This is a genomic window from Tardiphaga sp. 841_E9_N1_2 (genome assembly GCF_051811065.1).
Lineage (GTDB): Bacteria > Pseudomonadota > Alphaproteobacteria > Rhizobiales > Xanthobacteraceae > Tardiphaga > Tardiphaga robiniae.
Map to the genome: position 1 here is coordinate 4751823 of NZ_JBPWQC010000001.1, position 22768 is coordinate 4774590.

Annotated in this window: 21 protein-coding genes; 8 read left to right on the forward strand and 13 right to left on the reverse strand. The window is 62.5% G+C overall.

Annotated elements, in window-relative coordinates; genetic code table 11:
- The first annotated feature begins 33 nt into the window (after positions 1 to 33).
- Positions 34 to 1527, forward strand: coding sequence for a CoA-acylating methylmalonate-semialdehyde dehydrogenase (locus AB8A50_RS22840; protein WP_439078983.1), 1494 nt, complete (start codon positions 34 to 36; stop codon positions 1525 to 1527).
- Positions 1528 to 1591: 64 nt separating this feature from the next.
- Here AB8A50_RS22840 and AB8A50_RS22845 read toward each other — a convergent pair whose 3' ends face one another.
- The 4 genes from AB8A50_RS22845 to AB8A50_RS22860 all read right to left on the reverse strand — a co-directional run bounded on the left by AB8A50_RS22845 (position 1592) and on the right by AB8A50_RS22860 (position 5637).
- Positions 1592 to 2896: a PQQ-dependent sugar dehydrogenase gene (locus AB8A50_RS22845; RefSeq protein WP_439078984.1), complete on the reverse strand. Its 1305-nt coding sequence runs from the start codon at positions 2894 to 2896 to the stop codon at positions 1592 to 1594.
- Between the two features lie 136 nt (positions 2897 to 3032).
- A complete protein-coding gene (locus tag AB8A50_RS22850) occupies positions 3033 to 3398 on the reverse strand; it encodes a response regulator transcription factor (RefSeq protein ID WP_176454687.1) in 366 nt (121 codons plus the stop codon).
- 99 nt (positions 3399 to 3497) lie between these two features.
- On the reverse strand, positions 3498 to 4139 hold the full coding sequence (locus tag AB8A50_RS22855; protein ID WP_439078985.1) for a response regulator transcription factor: 642 nt from the start codon (positions 4137 to 4139) through the stop codon (positions 3498 to 3500).
- Complete coding sequence (locus AB8A50_RS22860) at positions 4132 to 5637, reverse strand: sensor histidine kinase (protein WP_439078986.1); 1506 nt, start codon at positions 5635 to 5637, stop codon at positions 4132 to 4134. The genes AB8A50_RS22855 and AB8A50_RS22860 overlap by 8 nt, the downstream gene beginning before the upstream one ends.
- A gap of 266 nt (positions 5638 to 5903) precedes the next feature.
- Here AB8A50_RS22860 and AB8A50_RS22865 point away from each other — a divergent pair, with 266 nt between their 5' ends.
- From AB8A50_RS22865 to AB8A50_RS22875, 3 genes are all read left to right on the forward strand, one after another.
- A complete protein-coding gene (locus tag AB8A50_RS22865) occupies positions 5904 to 6461 on the forward strand; it encodes a helix-turn-helix domain-containing protein (RefSeq protein ID WP_439078987.1) in 558 nt (185 codons plus the stop codon).
- Between the two features lie 131 nt (positions 6462 to 6592).
- Positions 6593 to 6907 carry a hypothetical protein gene (locus AB8A50_RS22870; RefSeq protein ID WP_231078455.1) on the forward strand — a complete coding sequence of 105 codons (315 nt, stop codon included), beginning with the start codon at positions 6593 to 6595 and terminating at the stop codon, positions 6905 to 6907.
- Between the two features lie 189 nt (positions 6908 to 7096).
- Entirely contained in the window at positions 7097 to 8116 is a 1020-nt protein-coding gene (locus AB8A50_RS22875) for a carbon-nitrogen hydrolase family protein (RefSeq protein ID WP_439078988.1), read from the forward strand.
- Here AB8A50_RS22875 and AB8A50_RS22880 read toward each other — a convergent pair.
- The 8 genes from AB8A50_RS22880 to AB8A50_RS22915 all read right to left on the reverse strand — a co-directional run bounded on the left by AB8A50_RS22880 (position 8113) and on the right by AB8A50_RS22915 (position 16766).
- Entirely contained in the window at positions 8113 to 9060 is a 948-nt protein-coding gene (locus tag AB8A50_RS22880) for an acetamidase/formamidase family protein (RefSeq protein ID WP_439078990.1), read from the reverse strand. The two genes, AB8A50_RS22875 and AB8A50_RS22880, sit on opposite strands and share 4 nt — an antisense overlap.
- A gap of 14 nt (positions 9061 to 9074) precedes the next feature.
- Positions 9075 to 9851 (reverse strand): ABC transporter permease, encoded by a 777-nt coding sequence (locus tag AB8A50_RS22885; RefSeq protein ID WP_068737726.1) that lies wholly within the window; start codon positions 9849 to 9851, stop codon positions 9075 to 9077.
- Positions 9848 to 10690 (reverse strand): ABC transporter ATP-binding protein, encoded by an 843-nt coding sequence (locus tag AB8A50_RS22890; RefSeq protein WP_439078991.1) that lies wholly within the window; start codon positions 10688 to 10690, stop codon positions 9848 to 9850. Before AB8A50_RS22890 ends, AB8A50_RS22885 begins: the two co-directional genes overlap by 4 nt.
- 4 nt (positions 10691 to 10694) lie before the next feature.
- The gene (gene allB, locus AB8A50_RS22895; RefSeq protein ID WP_439078992.1) at positions 10695 to 12122 is read right to left on the reverse strand and encodes an allantoinase AllB; all 1428 of its coding nucleotides are present in this window, start codon (positions 12120 to 12122) and stop codon (positions 10695 to 10697) included.
- Positions 12123 to 12136: 14 nt separating this feature from the next.
- A complete protein-coding gene (locus AB8A50_RS22900; protein ID WP_439078993.1) occupies positions 12137 to 12931 on the reverse strand; it encodes an SDR family NAD(P)-dependent oxidoreductase in 795 nt (264 codons plus the stop codon).
- 68 nt (positions 12932 to 12999) lie between these two features.
- Entirely contained in the window at positions 13000 to 14049 is a 1050-nt protein-coding gene (locus AB8A50_RS22905) for an ABC transporter substrate-binding protein (RefSeq protein WP_439078994.1), read from the reverse strand.
- 207 nt (positions 14050 to 14256) lie between these two features.
- Positions 14257 to 15714, reverse strand: coding sequence for an amidohydrolase family protein (locus AB8A50_RS22910; protein ID WP_439078995.1), 1458 nt, complete (start codon positions 15712 to 15714; stop codon positions 14257 to 14259).
- Positions 15714 to 16766: an ABC transporter substrate-binding protein gene (locus tag AB8A50_RS22915; protein ID WP_115031772.1), complete on the reverse strand. Its 1053-nt coding sequence runs from the start codon at positions 16764 to 16766 to the stop codon at positions 15714 to 15716. The genes AB8A50_RS22910 and AB8A50_RS22915 overlap by 1 nt, the downstream gene beginning before the upstream one ends.
- 166 nt (positions 16767 to 16932) lie before the next feature.
- Between AB8A50_RS22915 and AB8A50_RS22920 the strand changes: the two genes are divergently transcribed.
- Both AB8A50_RS22920 and AB8A50_RS22925 read left to right on the forward strand, forming a co-directional pair.
- A complete protein-coding gene (locus AB8A50_RS22920; RefSeq protein ID WP_175369547.1) occupies positions 16933 to 17841 on the forward strand; it encodes a LysR family transcriptional regulator in 909 nt (302 codons plus the stop codon).
- Between the two features lie 89 nt (positions 17842 to 17930).
- The gene (locus tag AB8A50_RS22925; protein WP_439078996.1) at positions 17931 to 19556 is read left to right on the forward strand and encodes an ABC-F family ATP-binding cassette domain-containing protein; all 1626 of its coding nucleotides are present in this window, start codon (positions 17931 to 17933) and stop codon (positions 19554 to 19556) included.
- A 67-nt stretch (positions 19557 to 19623) separates the two neighbouring features.
- On the opposite strand, the gene AB8A50_RS22930 is transcribed toward AB8A50_RS22925, so the two are convergent.
- Positions 19624 to 20100 carry an Lrp/AsnC family transcriptional regulator gene (locus AB8A50_RS22930; protein WP_068737711.1) on the reverse strand — a complete coding sequence of 159 codons (477 nt, stop codon included), beginning with the start codon at positions 20098 to 20100 and terminating at the stop codon, positions 19624 to 19626.
- A gap of 153 nt (positions 20101 to 20253) precedes the next feature.
- Between AB8A50_RS22930 and alr the strand changes: the two genes are divergently transcribed.
- Positions 20254 to 21417 (forward strand): alanine racemase, encoded by a 1164-nt coding sequence (alr, locus tag AB8A50_RS22935; protein ID WP_439078997.1) that lies wholly within the window; start codon positions 20254 to 20256, stop codon positions 21415 to 21417.
- Complete coding sequence (locus tag AB8A50_RS22940; RefSeq protein ID WP_439078998.1) at positions 21414 to 22667, forward strand: D-amino acid dehydrogenase; 1254 nt, start codon at positions 21414 to 21416, stop codon at positions 22665 to 22667. The genes alr and AB8A50_RS22940 overlap by 4 nt, the downstream gene beginning before the upstream one ends.
- Positions 22668 to 22768 lie beyond the last annotated feature (101 nt).

A 22768-nucleotide genomic window follows, 5' to 3' on the forward strand; every position in this document is an offset into this window, starting at 1 on the left:
CGCAAGACCGCCGGAGCATCAAAGGAGAGTTCGATGGCTTCGGAAATCAAGCACTATATCGGCGGGCAGCTCGTCGCGGGCCGTAGCGGCCGGACATCGCCTGTTTTCAACCCGGCCACCGGCGAGCAAACTGCTCAGGTGGGTCTTGCCAGCACGTCCGAAGTGGGCGCCGCGGTTGCTGCCGCAAGCGCGGCTGCCGAAAGCTGGGCCGATACGCCATCCCTGCGTCGTGCCCGTATTCTCAATAAATTCCTGCGCATCTGCGAAGACCGCATCGACGATCTCGCGGCGGTGATCACCTCGGAGCACGGCAAGACCCTGTCGGACGCCAAGGGTGAAATCCAGCGCGGCCTCGAAGTCGTCGAATTCGCTGTTGGTGCTCCGCAATTGTTGAAGGGCGAAGTCAGCGAGAACGTCGGCACACGCGTCGACAGCTATGGCGTACGTCAGGCGCTTGGTGTCGTGGCCGGCATCACGCCGTTCAACTTCCCGGTCATGGTGCCGATGTGGATGTTCCCGGTGGCACTGGCCTGCGGCAACACCTTCGTGCTGAAGCCCTCGGAGCGTGACCCGTCGGCATCGCTTCTGATTGCCGAATGGCTGGCCGAAGCAGGTCTGCCGGCCGGCGTGTTCAACGTCGTGCACGGCGACAAGGAAGCCGTCGATGCGCTGCTGCATCATCCCGATGTTGCAGCGATCAGCTTCGTCGGATCGACCCCGATCGCGCGCTACATCTATTCGACCGCGACCAGCACCGGCAAGCGTTGCCAGGCACTCGGCGGCGCCAAGAACCACATGGTTGTAATGCCGGATGCCGACATCGATCAGGCGGTGGACGCATTGATGGGGGCTGCCTATGGCTCGGCCGGCGAACGCTGCATGGCGATTTCGGTCGCGGTGCCGGTCGGCGAGAAGACGGCGGATGCCTTGATCTCCAAGCTGGAGCCGAAGATTCGTGCGCTCAAAGTCGGGTCTGGCTTCAATGCCGAATCCGAAATGGGCCCGCTGGTGACCCAGCAGCATCTCGACAAGGTGCGTGGCTATGTGGATTCCGGCGTCGAGCAGGGCGCGAAGCTGGTTGTCGATGGCCGGGACTTCCGGTCCAATGAAGGCGGCTACTTCATCGGTGGTTCGCTATTCGACCATGTGACCCCCGAGATGAAGATCTACAAGGAAGAGATCTTCGGGCCGGTGCTCGCCGTGGTGCGTACGCCGGATTATGCGACGGCAGCGCGCATGATCAACGACAACGAATACGGCAACGGCACGGCCATCTTCACGCAGAACGGCGACGTCGCGCGTGAATTCGCTCATCGCATCCGCGTCGGCATGGTCGGCATCAATGTGCCGATCCCGGTGCCCGTGGCATTCCATTCCTTCGGTGGATGGAAGGCTTCGCTGTTCGGCGATCATTCGATGCACGGACCGGAAGGCGTTCGCTTCTATACCCGGCTCAAGACCGTCACCAGCCGTTGGCCGACGAGCATTGCGCAAGGTCCGGAATTCGTGATGCCGACAATGAAGTAAGGTCGGAGCGTGGAGCGCGCGATTAACGCGCGCCTCACGAGCCCGCCGGATTATTCCGCAGGTCTTAGGCCGCGCCCGTCACACGCCAGATCACGTCGCCCACATCGTCGGCCACCAGCAACGCGCCGTCCGGGGTGAGGGTGACGCCGACAGGGCGTCCATAGGACACTTTCTCGTCGGGTGCGAGGAAGCCCGACAGAATATCCCGCGGCGGTCCGGACGGCTTGCCGTTCACGAACGGGATGAAGACGACCTTGTAGCCGCTGAGCGTGCTGCGATTCCATGATCCGTGCTGGCCGATGACCATGCCGTCAGGGAAGCCCGGCAGCGTGCCGGCCGGCAACCAGCACAGTCCGAGCGAGGCGGTATGCCCGCCCAGTGCATAGTCGGGGGTGATCGCGGTGGCGACCAGCGCCGGATCCTGCGGCACGCGGTCGTCCACCGTCTTGCCCCAGTAGCAATAGGGCCAGCCATAGAAGCCGCCGTCGCGCACCGAGGTCAGGTAATCCGGCGGCGTCTCGTCGCCGAGGCCGTCGCGCTCATTGACGACGGTCCACAACGTGCCGGTCGTCGGTTCCCATGCGAGGCCGACGGGGTTGCGCAAGCCGGCGCCGAAGATGCGGCTCTTGCCACTGGCGATATCTAGTTCATAGACAGCCGCGCGGCCTGCTTCGACTTCCATGCCGCTCTCGGCGATATTGCTCAGCGAGCCGACGCCGATATACAGCTTGCTGCCATCCGGGCTCGGCAGGATGCTCCGCGTCCAGTGGCCGCCCGACTTGAAATTGGTCAGTTTCTTGCCCGGCGCGGTGATACTGTCTGCGCCCGCCACATAAGGGAAGGCCACCACGCCATCGACATTGCCGACATAGAATGTGTTGTTCAGCAGCGCCATGCCGAACGGCTGGTTCAGCCCCTCCATGAAGGTCTGGCTGGTCTCGGCGACGCCGTCGCCGTCCCGGTCGCGCAGCAGCGTGATGCGGTTGGCGCTGATGCCGAGCGCGGCGGCCCGCCGCATCGTCGCCTGCATCGCATAGCCGAACATGTTACGCACCGGGCCTGCGACCTGCGTCGCCTCCGCGATGAGGACGTCACCGTTGGGCAAAACATTGATCCAGCGCGGATGTTTTAGGCCGGAGGCAAAGGCATTGACCTTGAGCCCGGGCGCTACAACTGGCTTCTGTCCCGCGGCCCAACCCTGAGCGGTCGGCATCTTCAATGTGGGGATGGCGCCTTGTGGCTTGGCCTCCGGCACCACTGGCGCGCTGCCCCAGGCGGGCGCGTGCGTATTGCCCTGCAGGCGGCGCCACTGCAGCGCCGCGCCGCCGATGACCGCCACGACGCGCGCAAAAACTCCAGACAAACTCATGTCATTCCCCCATGTAAGTGCGCGCACAGTATCCGACACGCGCGCGCGTTAAAACCGCCGCGTGACGGCATATAGGGCATGTGAGCCCATCGCTATTGGGGGATCGGTGCCATCGCTATTGGGAAGATCAGTGCTGCTATGGTGTCGCGATAGCCTGGTTGATGCAGGCGGCTAGTTCGTCGACTTCAAACGGCTTGTTGAGGACGCAGGGCGTGTTGCCCAGCCGCTGACGCACCTTTTGCTCGGAATTGGCCGTGATGAAAATGACCGGCGTCTGGTTCTTGTCCGAGCGCATGCGCTCATAGAGGTCGATGCCGGTGAGGCCCGGCATTTCGACGTCGGTCACCACGCATGACGTAGCGAGCACCGACGGCGATGTCAGAAACGCTTCGGCGGATTCGAAGCTGAGAACGACAAAGCCCAGCGATCGCAGCAGGCTTTCAAGCGCGCGGCGAACCGACGAGGAATCGTCGATGATGGCAATGGCATGTTCAGAGTTCAACGCAATCTCCACACGGCAGCTTTGACAGCGACCCCAGTGTTGAGCCGTTTCGCCTAGGATATTGTCAAATAACGCCGTGTAGTGAAATCATACTGAGGTTTATCGGGAGGTACCCGGGGCTGGTTTCATGCCGATGGCCTCGGCCATGCGCACCAGAGAGGCGAAGGATTTCGCATCCATCTTCTTCATCATCTTGCCGCGATGGATCTTAACCGTAATTTCGCTGAGGTTCAGCTTTGCGGCGATCTGCTTGTTCAGCAATCCTGCGGTGGCCAGCTCCATGACCTCACGCTCGCGTGCGCTCAATGTGCCGAAGCGCGCCTTGATATCGGCCAGTCCATCGCGCTCCTGCCGCGCCTTGCGGTCGCGCTCCACCGCGCCGGCGACGGCATCGAGCATTTCCTGATCGCGAAACGGCTTGGCGAGAAAATCGACGGCTCCGGCCTTCATGGCGCGGACCGTCATCGGCACATCGGCATGGCCGGTCATGAAGACGATGGGCGTATTACCGCCGATATCCGCGAGACGCTTCTGAAAATCGAGGCCGCTGACGATCGGCAGCCGGATATCGAGGACAAGGCAGCTGGCCCTGGTGAGAATGTCGCTCTCGAGAAGCTCGACCGCCGAGGAGGCGAAGCTGACTTCATATCCGACCGAGCGCAGCAGACTGCCAACCGCAGTGCGGATGGCGGCTTCGTCGTCCACGACGACGACCAAAGGTGCTTCTGCGTCGTTAGGCAAGGCTGCCGGGTCCTTCTGCGGTGGCTGTCGGTATCATGAAATGAAAGGTGGTTCCACCACTCTCGTTTCGTTCCGCCCAGATGCGCCCGTGATGCGACTCAATGATGGAGCGGGAGATCGACAGGCCGATGCCCATCCCCTCGGCCTTTGTCGTGAAGAACGGCGCGAACAGGCGTTGCATATGGTCGTCCGGGATACCTGATCCTGAATCGCGCACCGAGACGAGAATTCCTCGTGCCGCGTCGAATGCCGACCACACTTTCAGCTCTTTCGTCTCGGTCGCCTTCATGGCGTGGACGGCGTTGTTGACGAGATTCATCAGCACCTGCTGAAGCTGTACTTCGTCGCCGGCGATGGTGGGCAGATCGGGTGTCAGGTCGAGGACTGCTGAAATCTGGTGCTGTACCAGATCGCGCTGAACCATCGCCAGTACCTGCGTGACGATGGCGTTGACGTCGACCGGGCCGCGCGCCAACTCGCCCTTCACGGCGAGCGACCTCAGCCGATGAATGATATCGCCGGCCCTGCGCCCCTCCTGCACGACTTCCTTGAGACAGGCCGTGGTCTCGCCGATATCGGGCCGCTCCCGCGACAGCCAGCGCAAGGCCGCCTCTGCATTGGTCACCACGGCGGCAAGTGGCTGATTGACCTCATGGCCGATCGATGCCGTCAAGGCACCCAAGGTCGCGATGCGCGACACGCGGGTGAGTTCTGCAATGCTCTGCTGGAGTGCTTGCTCGGCTGCGATCTTGGCGGTGACATCAAGCGAATTGATCAGGACCGAACGAGATCGATCGGTGGGAAAGGTTGCCGTGACGATGGTGGTACGCAACTCGCCATTGACGGCACGGATCGCCGCTTCAATCGTGAAAGAGCTTTCTCCCGCAAGGAATGCGAGCAGGATTTCGCGAAAGGCGACCAAAGTCTCCGGCTCGAGTGCCGCATCCCAGGACTGCTGAACGTTCTTTTGGTCGAGATCGCCGATCAATTGCTTTGCGGCGTCATTCGCGTCGAGGGTCCGCACCAGAAACAGGCAATGCTTGAGGAAGCCCTCATTGGCGATGAAGTAATCGCGCAACCGGGGAATGCCTTGTTGCAGGATCGGTGCGCAGGCATTGGCCGCTTCCGTGAAGTCCTGCTCCCAGATGGCAACACTCGTGCCCTGAAAGATGTTGCGATAGCGCTCTTCGCTCTGCCGAAGCCTTGCGTCCGACATCCTGATCTGGACGCAGAGCACGGCGGCGATGGCAATGGCGAGCGCGCTGACGGCGCCGCGCAGCATTGCTCCCTCATTGGGGTCGTTCGCGTGGCCGATCAGATAGCCGAGGATTGTCAGGCCGATGCAACCGAGGGCGATCAGGATGATACCCGTGACATTGGTGAAACGGAGCGCCATCAGCAGCACGACGATATAAAGCGCCGCGACGGCGATCTCGAATGTGCTGAAGGCGTCGAACGCGAAAATGCCTGCAGCAAGGATAGCTGTCGCAATGGCCATGGGCAGCTGTGAGGGGCGGTGCACCCGATCAGAATTGGTCATTTGAGCCGCAAAATAGGAAGCAGGGCGTGCGTCCTGCAGGGAATGGTGAAGTCGTCTGAAGTCGGTGGCGTCTCGCCCAGGATAAACCTTGGTATAGGGCGGGATTACCTTCGTTTCTTGAATCTCTATCCTCGTAGAATGGTTAGCGCGGCCGGAATCTCTCATCCTTGGATCGTCGAAGTCATCGCGATGTCGATGGCATTCACCATCCAAAGGAGACCGATATGCTGCTCGATTCACAGTCCCAGAATTCTGACTCGTTTGCCGGTATATTGTCTGACGCAAGTTCTACGACGGTCGCCCAGCTCCTGCTAGATGCACGGCAGGCGATTGGATCGGATGTTGGTGCGGCTCTTCGCTGCATCAGGCAGGCTGCATCGCTGCTCGAGGCGCCCTCCCAATCGTCGCCCGTCAGCCCCGCGAGGGGCGGCCTCGCACGCTGGCAGGCGGAGCGGATCAAGCGCCACATTGATTCAAATCTGGATGAGGCGATCCAAGTATCGGATCTCGCGAGTCTCGCTCGCCTGAGTTGCGGTTACTTCTCAAATGCGTTCAAGACCACCTTTGGCCAATCTCCCCATGCCTATATCGTCTCCCGCCGTCTGACGCGTGCGATGGAGCTGATGACATCCAGCAGCAAGTCACTCTGCGAGATCGCCATCGATTGTGGCTTCTCCGATCAGGCCCATATGTGCCGCCAGTTTCGCCGCGCGACCGGGGCCAGCCCCAACGTCTGGCGCCGCGACAACATGATGATGTCCGCACTCGCAACACAGCAGTGATGCTCCTCGGGGAGTATCCAGAAGCGGGCCACGGACGCTTGCATGATCGCCCCGCCTTTGACGAATAGTTCGCATCAATGCTCCACCCCAAAATATCTCGCTATCTCAACCACTATGAAAGGATCGCTCAAATGTCTGCGCGCAACACGATGATGAAATCGGCCCGGCGGTGGCTCTTAGTGCCCGCATCCGTGGCTTTCGTGATGTTGACCTCCATGGCGGAGAGCTCGGCGGCGTCCGACAAGGCCTATCGCTGGATCGGAGATCCCCGGCTCTCCACCGACATCAGCGCAGCCCGCCGTGTACAGCAGCGACGTGTCCATGCTCCCGCCCGCGTGACGGTTCCTTCCGTTGCTCCGCCGGTGCGGCCGATGGATTCCTATGCGAGTGCGCCGACAAGCTATGGCTACGGCATCGGCGACAACTCCCGAAACCAGACGTGGTGAAGCGAGGCGCCCAGCCTGGCCCGGTCGATCCTCGAAGCATGGTGGTCCGTGCACCCCGGGTTGCAGAAATGCCCCGTGGTCCCGCGGCCCCGAATGGATAGGTTCCTCCTCGAACATGGTTCAGCGACATTTCCGGGCCTTCCGACGAGCCTGAGACATCGCTGCATCGATGCAAGAGGAAGAATGACGATGTCGTCACAGGTTAAAGTCGCTGCGGTCCATGCTGCGCCGGTATTTCTCGATCGCGCAGCCACCACGGCGAAGGCGATTTCGATCATTCGCGAGGCTGCTGCCGCAGGAGCGCAGCTGATCGCATTTCCTGAAACCTATATCCCGGCGTTTCCGGTCTGGGCGGCGCTGTGGGCGCCGATCGAGAATCACGATCTGTTCGTGACGATGGCCGAACAGTCGGTCTCGATTGCAGGTCCGGAAATGGCCGCCTTGCGCAACGAGGCGCGGGCGCTTGGCGTGACGGTTTCGATGGGGATCAGCGAGAGCTCGCCGGTCAGCGTCGGCCTGATCTGGAACAGCAATGTCCTCATCGGGCCCGACGGCAGCATTCTCAATCATCACCGCAAACTGGTGCCGACGTTCTATGAGAAGCTGGTCTGGGCTGCCGGCGATGGCGCAGGCCTCCGTGTCGCCGATACGCCTGTGGGGCGTGTCGGCAATCTCATCTGTGGCGAGAACACCAATCCGCTGGCCCGCTATACGCTGATGGCGCAGGCCGAGCAGATCCACATTTCGAGCTGGCCGCCGATGTGGCCGACGCGCCGCCCGAGCAGCGGCGGCAATTTCAACAATGTCGCCGCCAATCGCATTCGTGCCAGCGCGCATTCGTTCGAGGCCAAGGCCTTCGGCATCGTCACCGCCGGCTATATGGACAAGGCGATGCGTGACTTTTTGATCGCGCGGGATCCCGATGTGGTCGATGTGATCGATAGCACGCAGCGCGCCGCCAGCTTCTTCGTCGATCCAACCGGCGAAGTACTTGGCGACGTGCTGCAGGACGAGGAGGGCATCGCCTATGCCGAATTCGACCTGCGCCGCTGCATCGAGCCGAAGCAGTTTCACGACGTGGTCGGTTACTACAATCGCTTCGACGTGTTCGATCTGACCATCAATCGCAAGCGCCTGGTGCCGGCAACCTTCGTCGACAAGATCGACGACGAAGAGGTCGCGTTTGAGCCGGCCGAACGCGCGGTTTAGCGCTTCGACTGGTTCAGCACCGCATGCGGCATCATCACATGGATGCCCTTGTCGAGATTGACCAGCTGGGTGACGCGGACATCGGCGGCGAGACTGCAGAGCATATAGGCATCGTCGGGCGTCAGCGTCGTGCGTGCCACGATCATGCTCACCATCCGGCGGAGCGCGATACGCGCGGCTTCGTCGAGATCGGGATCGAAGGCCATTGAGACGAGGTGATCCTTCGTCTCGGCATAGGGTGCCTCCAACTGCGCATTCTTGACGAGATCGATCTTGAACGTGCCGGTGAGGCCGGTCTCGACGGCGGTCACACAGACTTCGCCGTCGCCCTGCACGGCGTGACCGTCACCGCAGGAGAACAGGCCACCCTCGGTCCAGACAGGAAGATAGAGAACGCAGCCTGCACCGAGCTCCTTGTTGTCGATATTGCCGCCGAAATGCGAGGGCATGGTCGTGCTGACCCGGCCGACTGCGGGTTTCGGCGCGGTGCCCATCACGCCGAAGAACGGCTGCGCCTTTAGCTTGATGCCCCATGGCGTCTTCACCACGCCATTGGCCCGATCAAGTCCGATATGGACGCGGCGGAAATAGTCGAAGTCGTCGGGCAGCGTGCCCATGCCGGGCTTGAAGAGCGTATAGCCCCAGTCATCCGCGAGCTGGACATCAAGGATCTCGACACGCAATGCGTCACCCGGTTGGGCGCCGCGCACGGCGACGGGCCCGGTGAGGATATGCGGCCCGAGTTCTGGCGTGACGGCATCCAGGATGGCGACAAGTTCGGGGCGGATGGTCATGCCCGCTTCTGTCGGGAGGTTCTCGCGCGTGCCGCTGACGCTTGTGATCGTGACCGTCTCGCCGGGATCGATGGTGGCGATCGGCTTCAGCGTGGCGTCAAAATAACCCCAATGAACGGTCGTCGGGCTCGGAAGCAGTGTCTGCGTCATGGAATGTCCTGTGTTCAGCCGCCGGCGGCGAAACTGTCGCTGCGCACGGCCCAGCCGGTGACGCGCGCCTCGATCAGCGAGAACACAATATACAAACCGACGCCCAATGCAGCCAGAATGAACAGGCCGGCGAACACCAGCGGCACATCGAAGCTGGACGACGCGATCATCATCAGATTGCCGATGCCGCGATTGGAGGCCACGGTCTCCGAAATCACCGTGCCGACGAAAGCCAGCGTCGCAGCCACCTTCAGTGAGGCGAAGAAGTACGGCATGGTGCGCGGCAGGCCCACATTCCACAGAATTTCCAGCTTGGTCGCGCGCAGCGTCTTCATGACATCCTGCAATTCGGGCTCTGTCGCCGCAAGGCCGGTGGCGACGTTCACGACGATCGGGAAGATGCACATGATCATCGCGGTGAGGATCGCCGGCACGGTGCCCGCGCCGAACCACAGTACGAAGATCGGCACCACCGCGACTTTCGGGATCGACGAGAATCCCACCAGCATCGGATAGGCGACGTCATAGGCCAGCTTCGACGAGCCGATCAGCATGCCCAGGAGAATGCCGATCGCGATGCCGAAGCCGAACCCAACCATGGTTGTGTACAGCGTCTGCAGCGCATGCGGCCAGATCGCGGGGAAGCGCGTCCAGAGCGTCGCAAGCACCTGGCTCGGCCGCGGCAGCACGATGTCCGAGACATGGAACATCAGGCACAACAATTCCCACAGTACGAAGAAGCCGATGATGCAGGCGGTGGACATGACCTGGCGGCGGACGCGTTCGCTCATGACACGATCTCCTGAACGGCGCGAGCCGCGACGATGCGCTGGCGCAGGCGCTGGGTCAGCGTGACGAAATCCGGCTCGAACGACACGTCGATGGTGCGCGGCCGCGCGAACGGCACCGTGCTGTCATCGACGATGCGACCGGGCCGCGCCTGCATCACGCAGATGCGCGACGCCAGATAGGCGGCTTCCTTGAGGTCGTGAGTCACCAGCAGCACCGTCGGGCGCTTCTCGATCCACAGGTTCTGCATGATCTCCCATAGTTCCTCGCGGGTGAACTGATCGAGCGCTCCGAATGGCTCGTCGAGCAACAGCAAGGTCGGATCATGAATCAGCGCCCGGCACAGCGAGGCACGCTGCTGCATGCCGCCGGAGAGCTGCCAGGGAAACTTGTCGCCGAAGCCGCCGAGGCCGACCTGCTTGAGCGATGCCTCGACGCGGTCGCGATATCCGGTCTTGCGCTTGGCGCTGAAGCGTTCCTTGAACGGCGGCACGATCTTCAGTGGCAGCATGACATTGTCGCGGATATTCAGCCACGGCAGCAGCGTGGGGTTCTGGAACGCCATGCCGATGCGCGCCGCACCCGCGCCGATTTCGCGGCCGGCAACGAACACGTTGCCCTGGGTCGCATTCAGCGTGCCGGCCACCAGTTTCAGAATCGTCGACTTGCCGCAGCCGGACGGACCGACCAGGGCGACGAATTCGCCCTTGTCTATGCGTAGCGACGTCTCGGCCAGCGCGGTCACGGCGTTCTTCGCCGTGCCGAAGGTGACGCGCACCTTTTCGAGCTCGATCACATTGTCCACAGCGCGGGGCTTTGGGTGGGCGAGCGGTGCGTTCATCGGGTCAGGCTTTCTGCACGGAGGTGATCGCGGCCATGGTCGAGTCGGTGTTGACCGGCGTCGCCGGCGGCATCTGCTGGATCGCATGCACCGATTGCCCGGTGCCGCGGGCTTCCTCTTGCAAGATCCGGTCCTTCATCACGAAGCGGCCGCGCACGATGGTATGGATCGGCAGTGCCGAGGCCTTGCGGCCATGCCACGGCGAAATCTTCGCGCGCGACTGGATCATCGCGTCGTCGACAGTCCATTCGCGCTTGAGGTCGACGATGGCAATATCGGCATCGGACCCCACCGTCAGCGTACCCTTGCGTGGATACAAGCCCCAGATTTTGGCGGGGCTGTCGGCGCTCCAGCGCACGTAGTCGTTGATGGTGGCGCGGCCCTTGTTGATCTCGGTCAGCATCAGCGGCATCTGGGTCTCGACGCCGGGAAAGCCGCAGTCGACCGTCCAGATATCCGGCCGGGTCTTCTCGTCCGGTGCATGTGGCGCATGGTCGGTAGCGATCATGTCGATCGTGCCATCCATCAGCGCGTTCCACAGCGGCTGCTGGTTGGGCTTCTCGCGCACCGGCGGGTTGACGCGCACGACGCCGCCGAATTTTTCGTAATCGGTCTCCGACAGCAGCAGATATTGCGGGCAGGTCTCGCCGGTAATGTCGACACCCCGCACCTTGGCTTCGGCCAGCGGCTGCAGTTCGGCAGCGGAGGAAATATGCAGCACGTGGATGCGCGCACCGGTCCACTCGGCGAGGATCGCCGCGCGGGCGACGGCCTCGACGGCGACGACGGCGGGCCGTGCTGCCAGATGCGCGATCGGCTCGATGCGTCCGCTGGCACGCAGCCGCGCTTCGCGGCGCTCCATGATGGAATTGGTCTCGGCATGCAGCGAGATGCGCTTGCCGGTCGGGGCCACCACTTCGAAGGCTTCGAGCATCGCGCCGGTGGTCGGCGAGGGGATGCGGCCGAAAGTGTTGCCCATATAGAGCTTGAAGCCGATCACGCCGCCATCGATCAGCGCGTCGACATGTTCGATGCTGTCTTCGCCCAGCACCGCATAGAGCCCGTAGTCGACATAGGCTTTTGAGGAGGCGATCCTGTGCTTGTCGGCCAGTGCTTCCGCATTGTTGATGGTGGGCAGCGTGTTGGGCATGTCGAACACGGTGGTGACACCGCCAAAGGCCGCCGCGGCGGTGCCGCTGGCAAAGTCTTCCTTCTGCGGATAGCCGGGATCGCGGAAATGCACGTGCACGTCGATGGCGCCGGGCAGAATATGAAGGCCTGTGGCGTCGAGTATCTGCGTCGCCGGCGGCATCGCCTCCGGCGCGCCAATAGCGTGGATCACGCCGTCCTTGATGGCGATGCTAGCCTTGTAGCTTGCATCGGGCGATACGATGGTGCCGCCATTGATGACCAAATCAACCTTGTCGCCCATGTTAGCCCCCTCGCTCACAGCATTGCCCAACCGCCATCGACCGGCAGGTCGACGCCGGTAATCTGGCGCGAGACGTCGCTGGCCAGAAACAGGCAGGCATTGGCGACGTCGGCATCGACGGTGACGCGGCGCAGCGCGTAGTCCATGGCGTGGCGCTCGGCGGCTTCTTGTTCGGTGATGCCGAGCTTCAGCGCCATGTCGCGGCAGACCTTGTCGCGAAAGCGCGGGCCATCGACCATGCCAGGCGCCACGCAATTGACGTTGATGTTGTGCGGGCCGACCTCGAGCGCGAAGCTCTTGGTGATGCCGCGCAGACCCCATTTCGAGGCCGAGTAGGCCATGCGGCCGGCGCGGCCGCGCATGCCGAAGGTGCCGCCAACATTGACGATCTTGCCGTAGCGCTGATCGATCATGGTCGGCAGCGCCGCGCGCATGGAGTGGAAGCAACCGTTCATATTGAGCGTGACGATCTCGTCGAACTCCTCCGGCGTGGTTTGCACCCCCGTTTTGCCGATCGGGCCGGAGCCGCCGGCGACATTGACAAGAATGTCGATGCGCCCGCCGAACGCCGCCTTGGTCTTCTCCGCCGCGGCCTCGCATTGCTCGGACTTCGTGAGATCGCAGGGAATGACGATGACCTCGCCGCCGTTAGCCTTCACTTCAGCCGCAACCGGCTCGATCGCCGATGTATCGCGGCCCAGCAGCGCCAGCTTGCAGCCTTGCTCGGCAAAGGCGTGGGTGATGGAAGCGCCCATCCCCTTGGCGGGGCCTGTGATCATGACGACGCGATTTTCGAGGGAGAGTTTCATGGGATTGTCTTTCGGTGGTGTAGGAGAAGCCGGGTGCTGTGGCGCACGGTTCACAGGGCGGCCTTGCGTTACATCGCGGCCTTGATGGCCGTCGGACGATCCGCCAGCGGCGGCATGAAGCTGCGGTCGAACACGTCGCCGACCTTCGGCGTGCGTGGCAGCTCCTTGGCGCTGACGAGGATATCGATCGCCTTGCTCATGCGTTCGTCGCTGATGTCGCCATGGCCGATCTTTGAAATTTCCGGCGAAGTCATTTCGTCGGACAGCGTGGCTTCCAGGCGCGCGCGTTCGATCTCCGGCTTGATCAGCGGTTCGCGCTTCTGCACTGCCTCGATGGCGGCTTTCGGATCGGCCATGGCATCCTTGACGCCGCGGTTGAGCGCCTTGAGGAAGCCCTTCACGGCGTCGGGGTTTTCCCTGGCAAACTTGCGCGAGACGATGATGGCGTTGGAATAGAGATCCATGCCGTAGTCGCCGAATTTGATGAAGCGAATCTCTTTTTCAGGATCGATGCCGATCAGCCTGGCGCTGAAGCGGATGGTGGTGATGTAGCCGAACACGCCATCGACCTGATCCTTCATCAGCATCTGTTCGCGCAGATTCGGCTGCATGTTGGTAACCTCGACCTTGCTGCAGTCGATCTTGGTCGCCGCGCAGAGCGCCGGGAATAGCTTCAGCGCGCCGTCGTTGGCCGCACCGCCGAGCTTGCGTCCGACGAAATCGGCGGGGGTCTTGATTGGGCTGTCGGCTTTCACCGCCACCGTGAAGGGCGGGCGGTTGTACATCTGATAGACGCCGATCGGCGCTTCGTCCGGCTTCTTGGCGGCAAGTTCGATCAGCGCATTGATGTCGCCGAACCCCATGTCATAGGCCCCGTTGGCGACCTGCGGCACCGCCGCACCAGAGCCGTTACCCTGGTCGAAACTGACGTCGAGGCCTTCAGCTTTGAAGTAGCCGCGATCCTGCGCCAGGAAGAACATGCCCTGCGGACCTTCATACTTCCAGTTCAGGACCATCTTGATCCTGGTGTCGGCCTGCGCGGCGACAAACGATCCGGCCGTCACGATCAGTGTCAGGGCAAGCGTCTGCAATCCACGAAATGCATGGCGTCCGGTCATCGGTGCGTTCCTGTTGAGAAGAGTGACACGATCGGCCGGTGGGGTGTTTCTGCCTGCGGCCGCCCTCAGGAACAAGTTAAGCCTATCCGAGTGCACTTATCTGCTGCTATCTTTTTGCTTAAGTGGTGCAAAAAAGGCCTCACTTGGAATCGTCCAGATAGCGCGTTGTTCGGGCTGGCTCTTGCAGAGCCGCGAGGCGCAGGCGCGTCAGCAGCATCCGCAAAAGCTTGCGGCAATCACGCCGTCGAGTGCAGCGAGGGCCCCAGCCAGGTTCTGGCCAGAGGGCATGCCGGCGCGCATCTGCGCCAGAATCTCCTGCCGCGCTGCCGTGAAGTCGATCCCGGTGACATGCCCATCGCGTACGATCGTGTGGCCGGCGACGATCACCTCCCGGATATGGCGCGCGGTTGCCCGCGAGAACAGGAGATTGATCGGGTCGAGATCGCTGCGCAGCGCGTCGTCGTTGAGGGCGTTCCAGTCCAGCAGCAGCATGTCCGCATCGGCGCGGTGGCGCAGGCCGCCGTCGCTGGCGATATTGGTGACGGCGAAGCGGCCATTGCTTACGCTTTCATGCAGCGCCCGGTGGCGGGTCACGACTTGATCGAAACCGCTGCCGGCATGAAGCAGATGTGACAGTCGGAGCTCGCGCAGTGCATCGTTGTCGTCGTCGAATGCTTTGCCGTCGATGCCGAGGGCGACCCGGCATCCGGCGGTCCACATCCGGGTCATGGGAGCCAGGCCCGAATGCAGATGCAGGTTGGAGCTGGTATTGACCGAAATGACGACGCCCCGTTCGGCCAGGAGTTCGAGTTCATCGGGCCGGGCCCAGACGCAATGTGCCAGCGTCAGCCGCGGGGACAGCAGACCGATCTCGTCCAGCATGCGGACTACGCCGCCAGGATAATTGGCGTCACACCACTGGCGTTGATACTTGGTCTCGAGCAGATGCATGTGGACACGGCGGCCGGTGCCTGCCGAGGCGTCGGCGGTCGCCTGCAACAGCGCGTCGCTGCACCACTGCACGCCATTGGGACCATATTGCACATCGAATGTCGGGCCATCGGCAGCGGAGACAATCTCGTCCACTAGCGTCATGTAATCGCGCGGTGACAGCGGCGGACGCGTGAAGCGCTGCGCGATCTCCGCCCGAACGTCCGGCGGCAGCGCTGCTAGCACAGGTTCCGAGGGACCGTAGACCAAAGGATTGCGATCTCTCATTGCCACAGCGAGGCCGGCGCGCACGCCGACATCGCGTGCCGCGCGCGATACCTCGGCCAGTTCGGTCGGCAGATCAGTGAAACCCTGCACGCGGGTGTAATGGTTCATGACGATACCGGCGCCGCCCAGCGCGCTGCTGGCGAACGCGACGCAGGCCGCTACATAGGGATCGACCGCAGGAAACAATGCGAGATAGTGGATCCAGGACTCCAGCGGCTTGGCGTCGGCGCCGATGGAGCTGGTGCGGACCGCGCGGCCGTGGTCGTGGGCATTGACCAAAGCGGGCAGCGCCATGATCGGCTCTGCTGCTTCAGTTGTCCGCGCGATCGACTGGATCTTGCCGTCGTGCAGCGCGATCACCTGTGCGCCGGGCATCGGCCCGTTCGGGCCAAGCACATGAGCGCAGGTGATGCGACGCGGCGCGCCGGTGGAGCGAGCCGTTGTCATTACGGCGCGATGGTCGGGGGAATCCGGTCGGGCTTGGCCGGCAGGAACGTATCGTTGAACACGTCGTCGGGCTTCGGTGTGCGCGGCAGTTCGAACGAGGTGACGATGGTGGAGATCGCCGAAGTCAGGCGCTTCTGATCGAGCTCGCCGAGGCCCAGATCCCCGACCTCCGGCGTGTTGATGAAGTTGTTGTAAACGTAGGTCAGGCGCCGCTTCTCGATATCCTTCTTGATCAGTGGTTCCTCGGTGGCGAGCAGGTCGATGGCGGCGTCCGGTGCCTGGACGGTTTCCTTGATCGAGCGGTTAATGGCGCGCAGCAGACCTTTCACCGCCTCCGGATGTTCCTTCAGCAGCTTCTGCGACACCATTACGCCGTTGGAATAAAGGTCGAGGCCGGCGTCAGAATAAAAATTCCAGCGGAAGTCCTTGTCGGGATCGACCTTGAGCGACACCAGGTTGAGATAGCTGGTGGCCGCGAACACCGCGATCGAATCCACCTGGCCCTGCAGCAGCATTTGTTCTTGCAAGGCCGGCGAAACCTGCAGAATGCTGATTTTGCTGTAATCGATGCCGTTCTGCTTGGCGAGCAGCGGCAGTAGTTTCAGCGACGCACTGCCGGAAGGCGAGGCAAGCTTGGATCCCTCGAGATTCTTGAGAGTTTTGATCGGTCCATCCGCCTTGCTGAGCAGCGCGAACGGCGTCTTGTTATAGATCATGTAGACCATCACCGGTGCATCGTCCGGCTTGGTGGCGGCATTCTGAATGATGGCGTTGATATCGCCGAAGCCGGCATCATAAGCGCCCGACATGATCCGCGTGACGGTCGCCGCCGAGCCTTCGCCCTGATCAATCGTTACGTCGAGATTTTCATCTTTGAAGTACCCTTTGGCCTTCGCCCAGTAGTACCACGCATGCAGGCCCTGGATTTTCCAGTCGAGGGTAAACTTGATCTTGGTTGGCCCGGCAGCCTGGGCAAGAGTGAACGTTCCTGCGGCTACGCCCAAGGCTAATACGAGCGTCAGTAATCCACGAAGTGCCCGGCGTTCGGTCATCGATGCTTTCCTGTTGCGAAACGTGACATGATTGGTCGGTGGGCGACGTCGCTCTCGCGACTATCTTCCTGTGTGAATCAGGATAGACCTATTCGAGTGGTCACATCTGCTGCTATCTTTTCCAGTGACCGGTGTGAAAAAGGCATCACTTGAGAGGCGAGGGGCAATGAGGCATCTGCGGTTGCTGACCCATGTGGTCGAAGTGGCCCGCACCGGCTCGATCCGCCGCGCCGCGGAGCTGCTCAACTTGACGCCTTCCGCGATGAACCGGCGCATTCAGGACCTCGAAGCCGAAATCGGCACGCCCTTGTTCGAGCGCCGGCCGCGGGGCGTGAAGCTGACCACCGCCGGCGAGATGTTCGTGCGCTACGCGCGCAGCCAGATTGCCGATGCCGAGCGGATGAGATCGCAGGTCGAGGATCTCAGAGGTCTGCGGCGCGGTCCGATTCAGATCGCCTGCAGCCAGGCACTGGCGCTGGATTTTCTGGCGCTGCGCGTCGCTGCGTTCCAGAAGAAACATCCGAAAGTGGTGTTCGACCTCAAGGTGATGGATCACGAGCGCGCGCTGGCCGCGCTGGCGGCTTACGACGTCGATCTCGCTCTGGTGCATCGTCCGGCGATGTGGCCGTCACTGCGCGTCATCGCCAGCCTTCCCCAGCGTCTTGTGGTGATCACCCGCTCGGATCATCCGCTGGCAGCCAAGAAGATGCTGCGCCTCTCCGATTGTGTCGATTATCCCGCAGCCCTGCCAGATAGGACTTTGAGCGGCCGCCAGATTCTCGATGAGGTCACGACCCGGCGCGATCTGCGCCTCAACATGCTCGCGGAATCAAACTCCTTCGAGATGCTGCGCGGGCTGGTGTTCCGCTGCAACATGATCTCGTTCCAGATCGAGATCGGAGCCCCCACCGGGAACCTCGGCATGGGGCTGGTCGGCCGCCCGATCGATACCCGCGATGTGCCCACCGCCGATCTGGTGCTGTGCCAGCTGCGCGGTCGCACACTACCGGTAGCCGCGGCGACTTTCGCGGAAATCCTGATGAAGAGCCTGAGCGAGATGCGGGCAGGCACTTAGCTCTTTTGCGGTGCAAAATATCCTTCCTTGGGCGGGCCGGATGCCTTATTGGCAGGCCTCAATCCCTGTCCCGTGAGCCCGTAGTTCCCATGATCCGCCTCGACAATATCAGCAAGCAGAACGGTCATCAGATCGTCTTCATCGAAGCCGCCGGCGCGCTGCTGAAGGGTGAGAAGATCGGCCTGGTCGGGCCCAACGGTTCCGGCAAGACGACCCTGTTCCGCATGGTCACTGGCCGCGAACTGCCCGACGAGGGGCAAGTGGTGGTCGAGCGCGGCGTCACCATCGGCTATTTCAGCCAGGATGTCGGTGAAATGGCGGGCCATAGCGCCGTCGCCGAAGTCATGGAGGGCGCTGGCCCGGTCAGCGTGGTCGCGACCGAGCTGAAGGAACTGGAAACGGCCATGGCCGATCCGGACCAGGCCGACAATGTGGACGCAATCATCGAGCGTTACGGCGAGGTGCAGGCCCGCTTCGAGGAACTCGATGGTTACGCGCTGGAAGGCCGGGCTCGCGAAGTGCTCGCCGGCCTGTCGTTTACGCAGGAAATGATGGACGGCGATGTCGGCAAGCTATCCGGCGGCTGGAAGATGCGCGTCGCGCTGGCACGCATTCTGTTGATGCGCCCCGACGTGATGCTGCTCGACGAACCCTCGAACCATCTCGACCTCGAAAGCCTGATCTGGCTCGAAGGCTTCCTCAAGGGCTACGAGGGTGCGCTGCTGATGACTTCGCATGACCGCGAATTCATGAACCGCATCGTCACCAAGATCATGGAGATCGATGCGGGCTCGCTGACGTCCTATTCCGGCGATTACGAATTCTACGAAGCGCAGCGCGCCATGAACGAGAAGCAGCAGCAGGCGCAATTCGAGCGCCAGCAGGCGATGCTGGCCAAGGAAATCAAGTTCATCGAACGCTTCAAGGCCCGCGCCTCGCATGCCGCGCAGGTGCAGAGCCGCGTCAAGAAGCTCGACAAGATCGAGCGCGTCGAGCCGCCGAAGCGCCGCGAGGTCGTGTCATTCGACTTCCTGCCGGCGCCGCGTTCGGGCGAAGACGTCGTCAGCCTGAAGAACATCCACAAGGCCTATGGCAGCCGTACCATCTATGAAGGGCTGGACTTCTCGGTGCGTCGTAAAGAACGCTGGGCGGTGATGGGTATCAACGGCGCCGGCAAGTCGACACTGTTGAAGCTCGTGACCGGCGCGGCCGAGCCGGACAACGGCAACGTCACCATCGGCGGCAGCGTCAAGCTCGGTTACTTCGCGCAGCACGCGATGGATCTGCTGGATGGCGAGCGCACGATCTTCCAGAATCTCGAAGACTCATTCCCGCAGGCCGGGCAGGGTACGCTGCGTGCGCTCGCCGGCTGCTTCGGCTTCTCCGGTGACGATGTCGAGAAGCGCTGCCGCGTGTTGTCAGGCGGCGAGAAGGCGCGTCTGGTGATGGCCAAGATGCTGTTCGATCCGCCGAATTTCCTGGTGCTCGACGAGCCGACCAACCATCTGGACATGGCCACCAAGGAAATGCTGATCAAGGCGCTCGGCGATTACGAAGGCACCATGCTGTTCGTGTCGCATGACCGCCACTTCCTCGCGGCGCTGTCGAACCGCGTGCTCGAACTGACCCCGGACGGCATCCAGCAATATGGCGGCGGCTATACTGAATATGTCGAACGTACCGGCCAGGAAGCGCCGGGTTTGCATCCGAATTAAGCGCGCCTGTTTCCTTCGCCCCGCCCGGCGAAGCGAAGCTTCGCTAGGCGGGAGAGGTTAAGCAAGTTCAGCCCGTCAGCGCGGACACCGAGACGCCGCGCTTCACCACGCTGCGCATCGCGAAGCTTGAATGCAGCCGCGCCACGCCGGGCATCCGCGAGAGGTGCTGCTTGTGGATGCGCTCATAGTCTTCCATGTCGCGCGCCTGCACATGGACGAGATAGTCGTCATTGCCCGACATCAGGTAGCACGACACGACATCCGGGCATTTGGCGATCTCGCGCTCGAAGGCGGACAGCGCATCCTCGCTCTGCTTGTCGAGCGTGATGTGGACGTGGACCGTCATCATGTAGCCGAGCTCGGATGCGTCGATCTCGGCGGCATAGCCTTTGATCACGCCCTTCTTTTCCAGGGCCGTGAGACGCCGGGTACAGGCGGTGGGTGACAGGCCGACTTTCTCTGCCAGTGCCATCTGGCTGATCCGGGCATCCCGGACAACCTCGCGAAGGATCTTCCGGTCGGTCGAATCGAGGTCGCTTGCCATGGTTCTCGCCAAAGTTTTGCAGGATTTCTCTACAGGGGCGTAAATTTACGCCGATAATCACCATTTATGACCGTAGCAGCGGCCGGAATCGCCGTAAAGCGCCATGCGGAAGGTGAGATACTGCCGTTGCGATCATTCGTAGCGGGGGATGTGATGCTGGCACCTTGGACAGGCGGAACGGGCACGCGGCATGCGAGCGCGGTGCTGACCATCGATCTCGAAGCCATCTCACGCAATTACCGGCTATTGGCCGAGCGGGTCGGCCCCGGCGTCGCCTGCGCCGGCGTAGTGAAGGCCGACGCCTATGGCCTCGGCGCTGATCGTGTCGCGCCGGCACTCTATCGGGCCGGCTGCCGCACCTTCTTCGTGGCGCATCTCGACGAAGGGCTGGATCTCCAGACCCATCTGGCCCGCGACGTTACGATCTACGTGCTCAACGGTCTGCCCTCGGGCAGCGAGCGTGACTGCGCGGAAGCCGGCATCATTCCGGTGCTCAATTCGCGCGAACAGCTTGAGGCCTGGTCCGATCAGGCGCGGCAACGCGGCCGGATTCTCCCGGCGGTCATTCAGGTAGACAGCGGCATGTCGCGGCTGGGCATGTCGCCGCGTGAGGTCGCCGAACTCTCGGGCAAGGACACCTCAGTTCTCGATATCCAGATGGTGATGAGCCATCTCGCTTGTGCCGACACGCCGGAGCATCCGGCCAATGCGCACCAGTTCGCCGCGTTTCAGGCGCTCGCGAAACGCTTCCCTGCTGCGCGACAATCTCTGGCCAATTCGTCCGGCATTTTCCTTGGGCGCAACTATCATCATGACCTCGTCCGCCCCGGCGCCGCGCTCTACGGGCTCAATCCCCATCCCGCGCAAAGCAATCCGATGCTGCCAGTGGTTCGGCTCACCGCGCAGGTGCTCCAGATGCGCGAGGTCGAAGCCGATGCCCATGTCGGCTATGGCTGGACTTTCCGGGCGACGAAGCCGACGCGGTTGGCGACATTGGCCATTGGTTACGCCGACGGATTGCAGCGCGCCTTCGGCAATGGCGGCGCGGTCTATTTCCGCGGGCGGAGGCTGGCGGTTGCCGGGCGCGTCTCGATGGACTCGCTGACCGTCGATCTCGGCGATCTACCACCCGGCATGTTGGCACGGGGCTCGCAAGTGGAGATCATCGGTGGGCATCAGTCGCTCGATGCGCTGGCCGCAGCCGCGGGCACGATTGGCTACGAAATGCTGACCTCGCTGGGTCAGCGCTATGAGAGAATTTACTCGGATGAGATCGATGTGCGGTGGACCGCCCGGTCTGGAGGCACGGTGCGATGAAGGTTCTGGTTCTTGGCGCGGGCGTGATCGGTGTCACCACGTCCTATTATCTGGCCAAGGCAGGCCACGAGGTGACGGTGATCGACCGGCAGCCCGGCGCCGCGCTGGAGACCTCGTTCGGCAATGCCGGCGAAGTCTCGCCCGGCTACGCCTCGCCCTGGGCCGGCCCCGGCGTGCCGAAGAAGGCGCTCGGCTGGATCATGGACAAATACGGTCCCCTGGTGGTGCGACCGCAGGCCGATCCGCATCAGTGGCGCTGGATGCTGCAGATGCTGCGCAACTGCTCCAGCGCGCGTTACGCGTTGAACAAGTCGCGCATGGTCGGCATTGCCGAATACAGCCGCGATTGCTTGCGTGCGCTGCGCGCGGAGACCGGCATCACCTATGACGATCGCAGCCAGGGCACGCTGCAACTGTTCCGCAAGCAGTCGCAGCTCGATGCCACAGGCGGCGATATCGATGTGCTCAAGCAATATGGCGTGCCCTATGAGGTGCTCGATCGTGCCGGCTGCGTGAAATATGAGCCGGGTCTCGCCGGCGTGCAGGGTCTGTTCGTCGGTGGCCTGCGTCTGCCGGAGGACGAAACCGGCGACTGCCATCTGTTCACGCAGCGGCTGGAAAAGATCGCGGCCGGACTTGGGGTGAAATTCGTCTACGAGACGACCATCAAGTCGGTGGATGCGACGGGTGGCCGCGTCGCGCAGGTGACGACCGACAAGGGTGTCTTCACCGCAGATAGTTACGTGATGGCGCTTGGCAGCTTCTCGCCGCTGCTGCTGCATCCGCTCGGCATCGATGCGCCGGTCTATCCGGTGAAGGGCTATTCGCTCACGGTGCCGATCACCGACGAGAGCGTTGCGCCGCAATCGACGATCATGGACGAAAGCTACAAAGTGGCAATCACGCGCCTTGGTGACCGCATCCGCGTCGGTGGCACCGCCGAAGTCGGCAATTATCATCCGGTGCCCACCGCCCCGCGCCGCATGCCGCTCGATAAATCAGTCACCGATCTGTTTCCGACCGCCGGCGATCTCTCGCGCTCGACCTTTTGGAGCGGCTTGCGGCCGATGACGCCGGATGGTCCGCCGATCGTCGGCCCGACGCATCTCGGCAATCTGCATCTCAATACGGGCCATGGCACGCTCGGCTGGACCATGGCCTGCGGCACCGCCCGCGTGCTGTCCGACCAAATCTCCGGCAAGGCGCCGGAGCTGGATGTCAAGGATCTGGCGATCAGCCGCTATAACTGAAGCGACGCTCTTTCTTAACCTCTCCCCGCTCTGCGCGGGGAGAGGTAGCTTACCTCACGCAATCGCTCGCTTTCGCATTGCGACGATTCTAGCCGCATGCG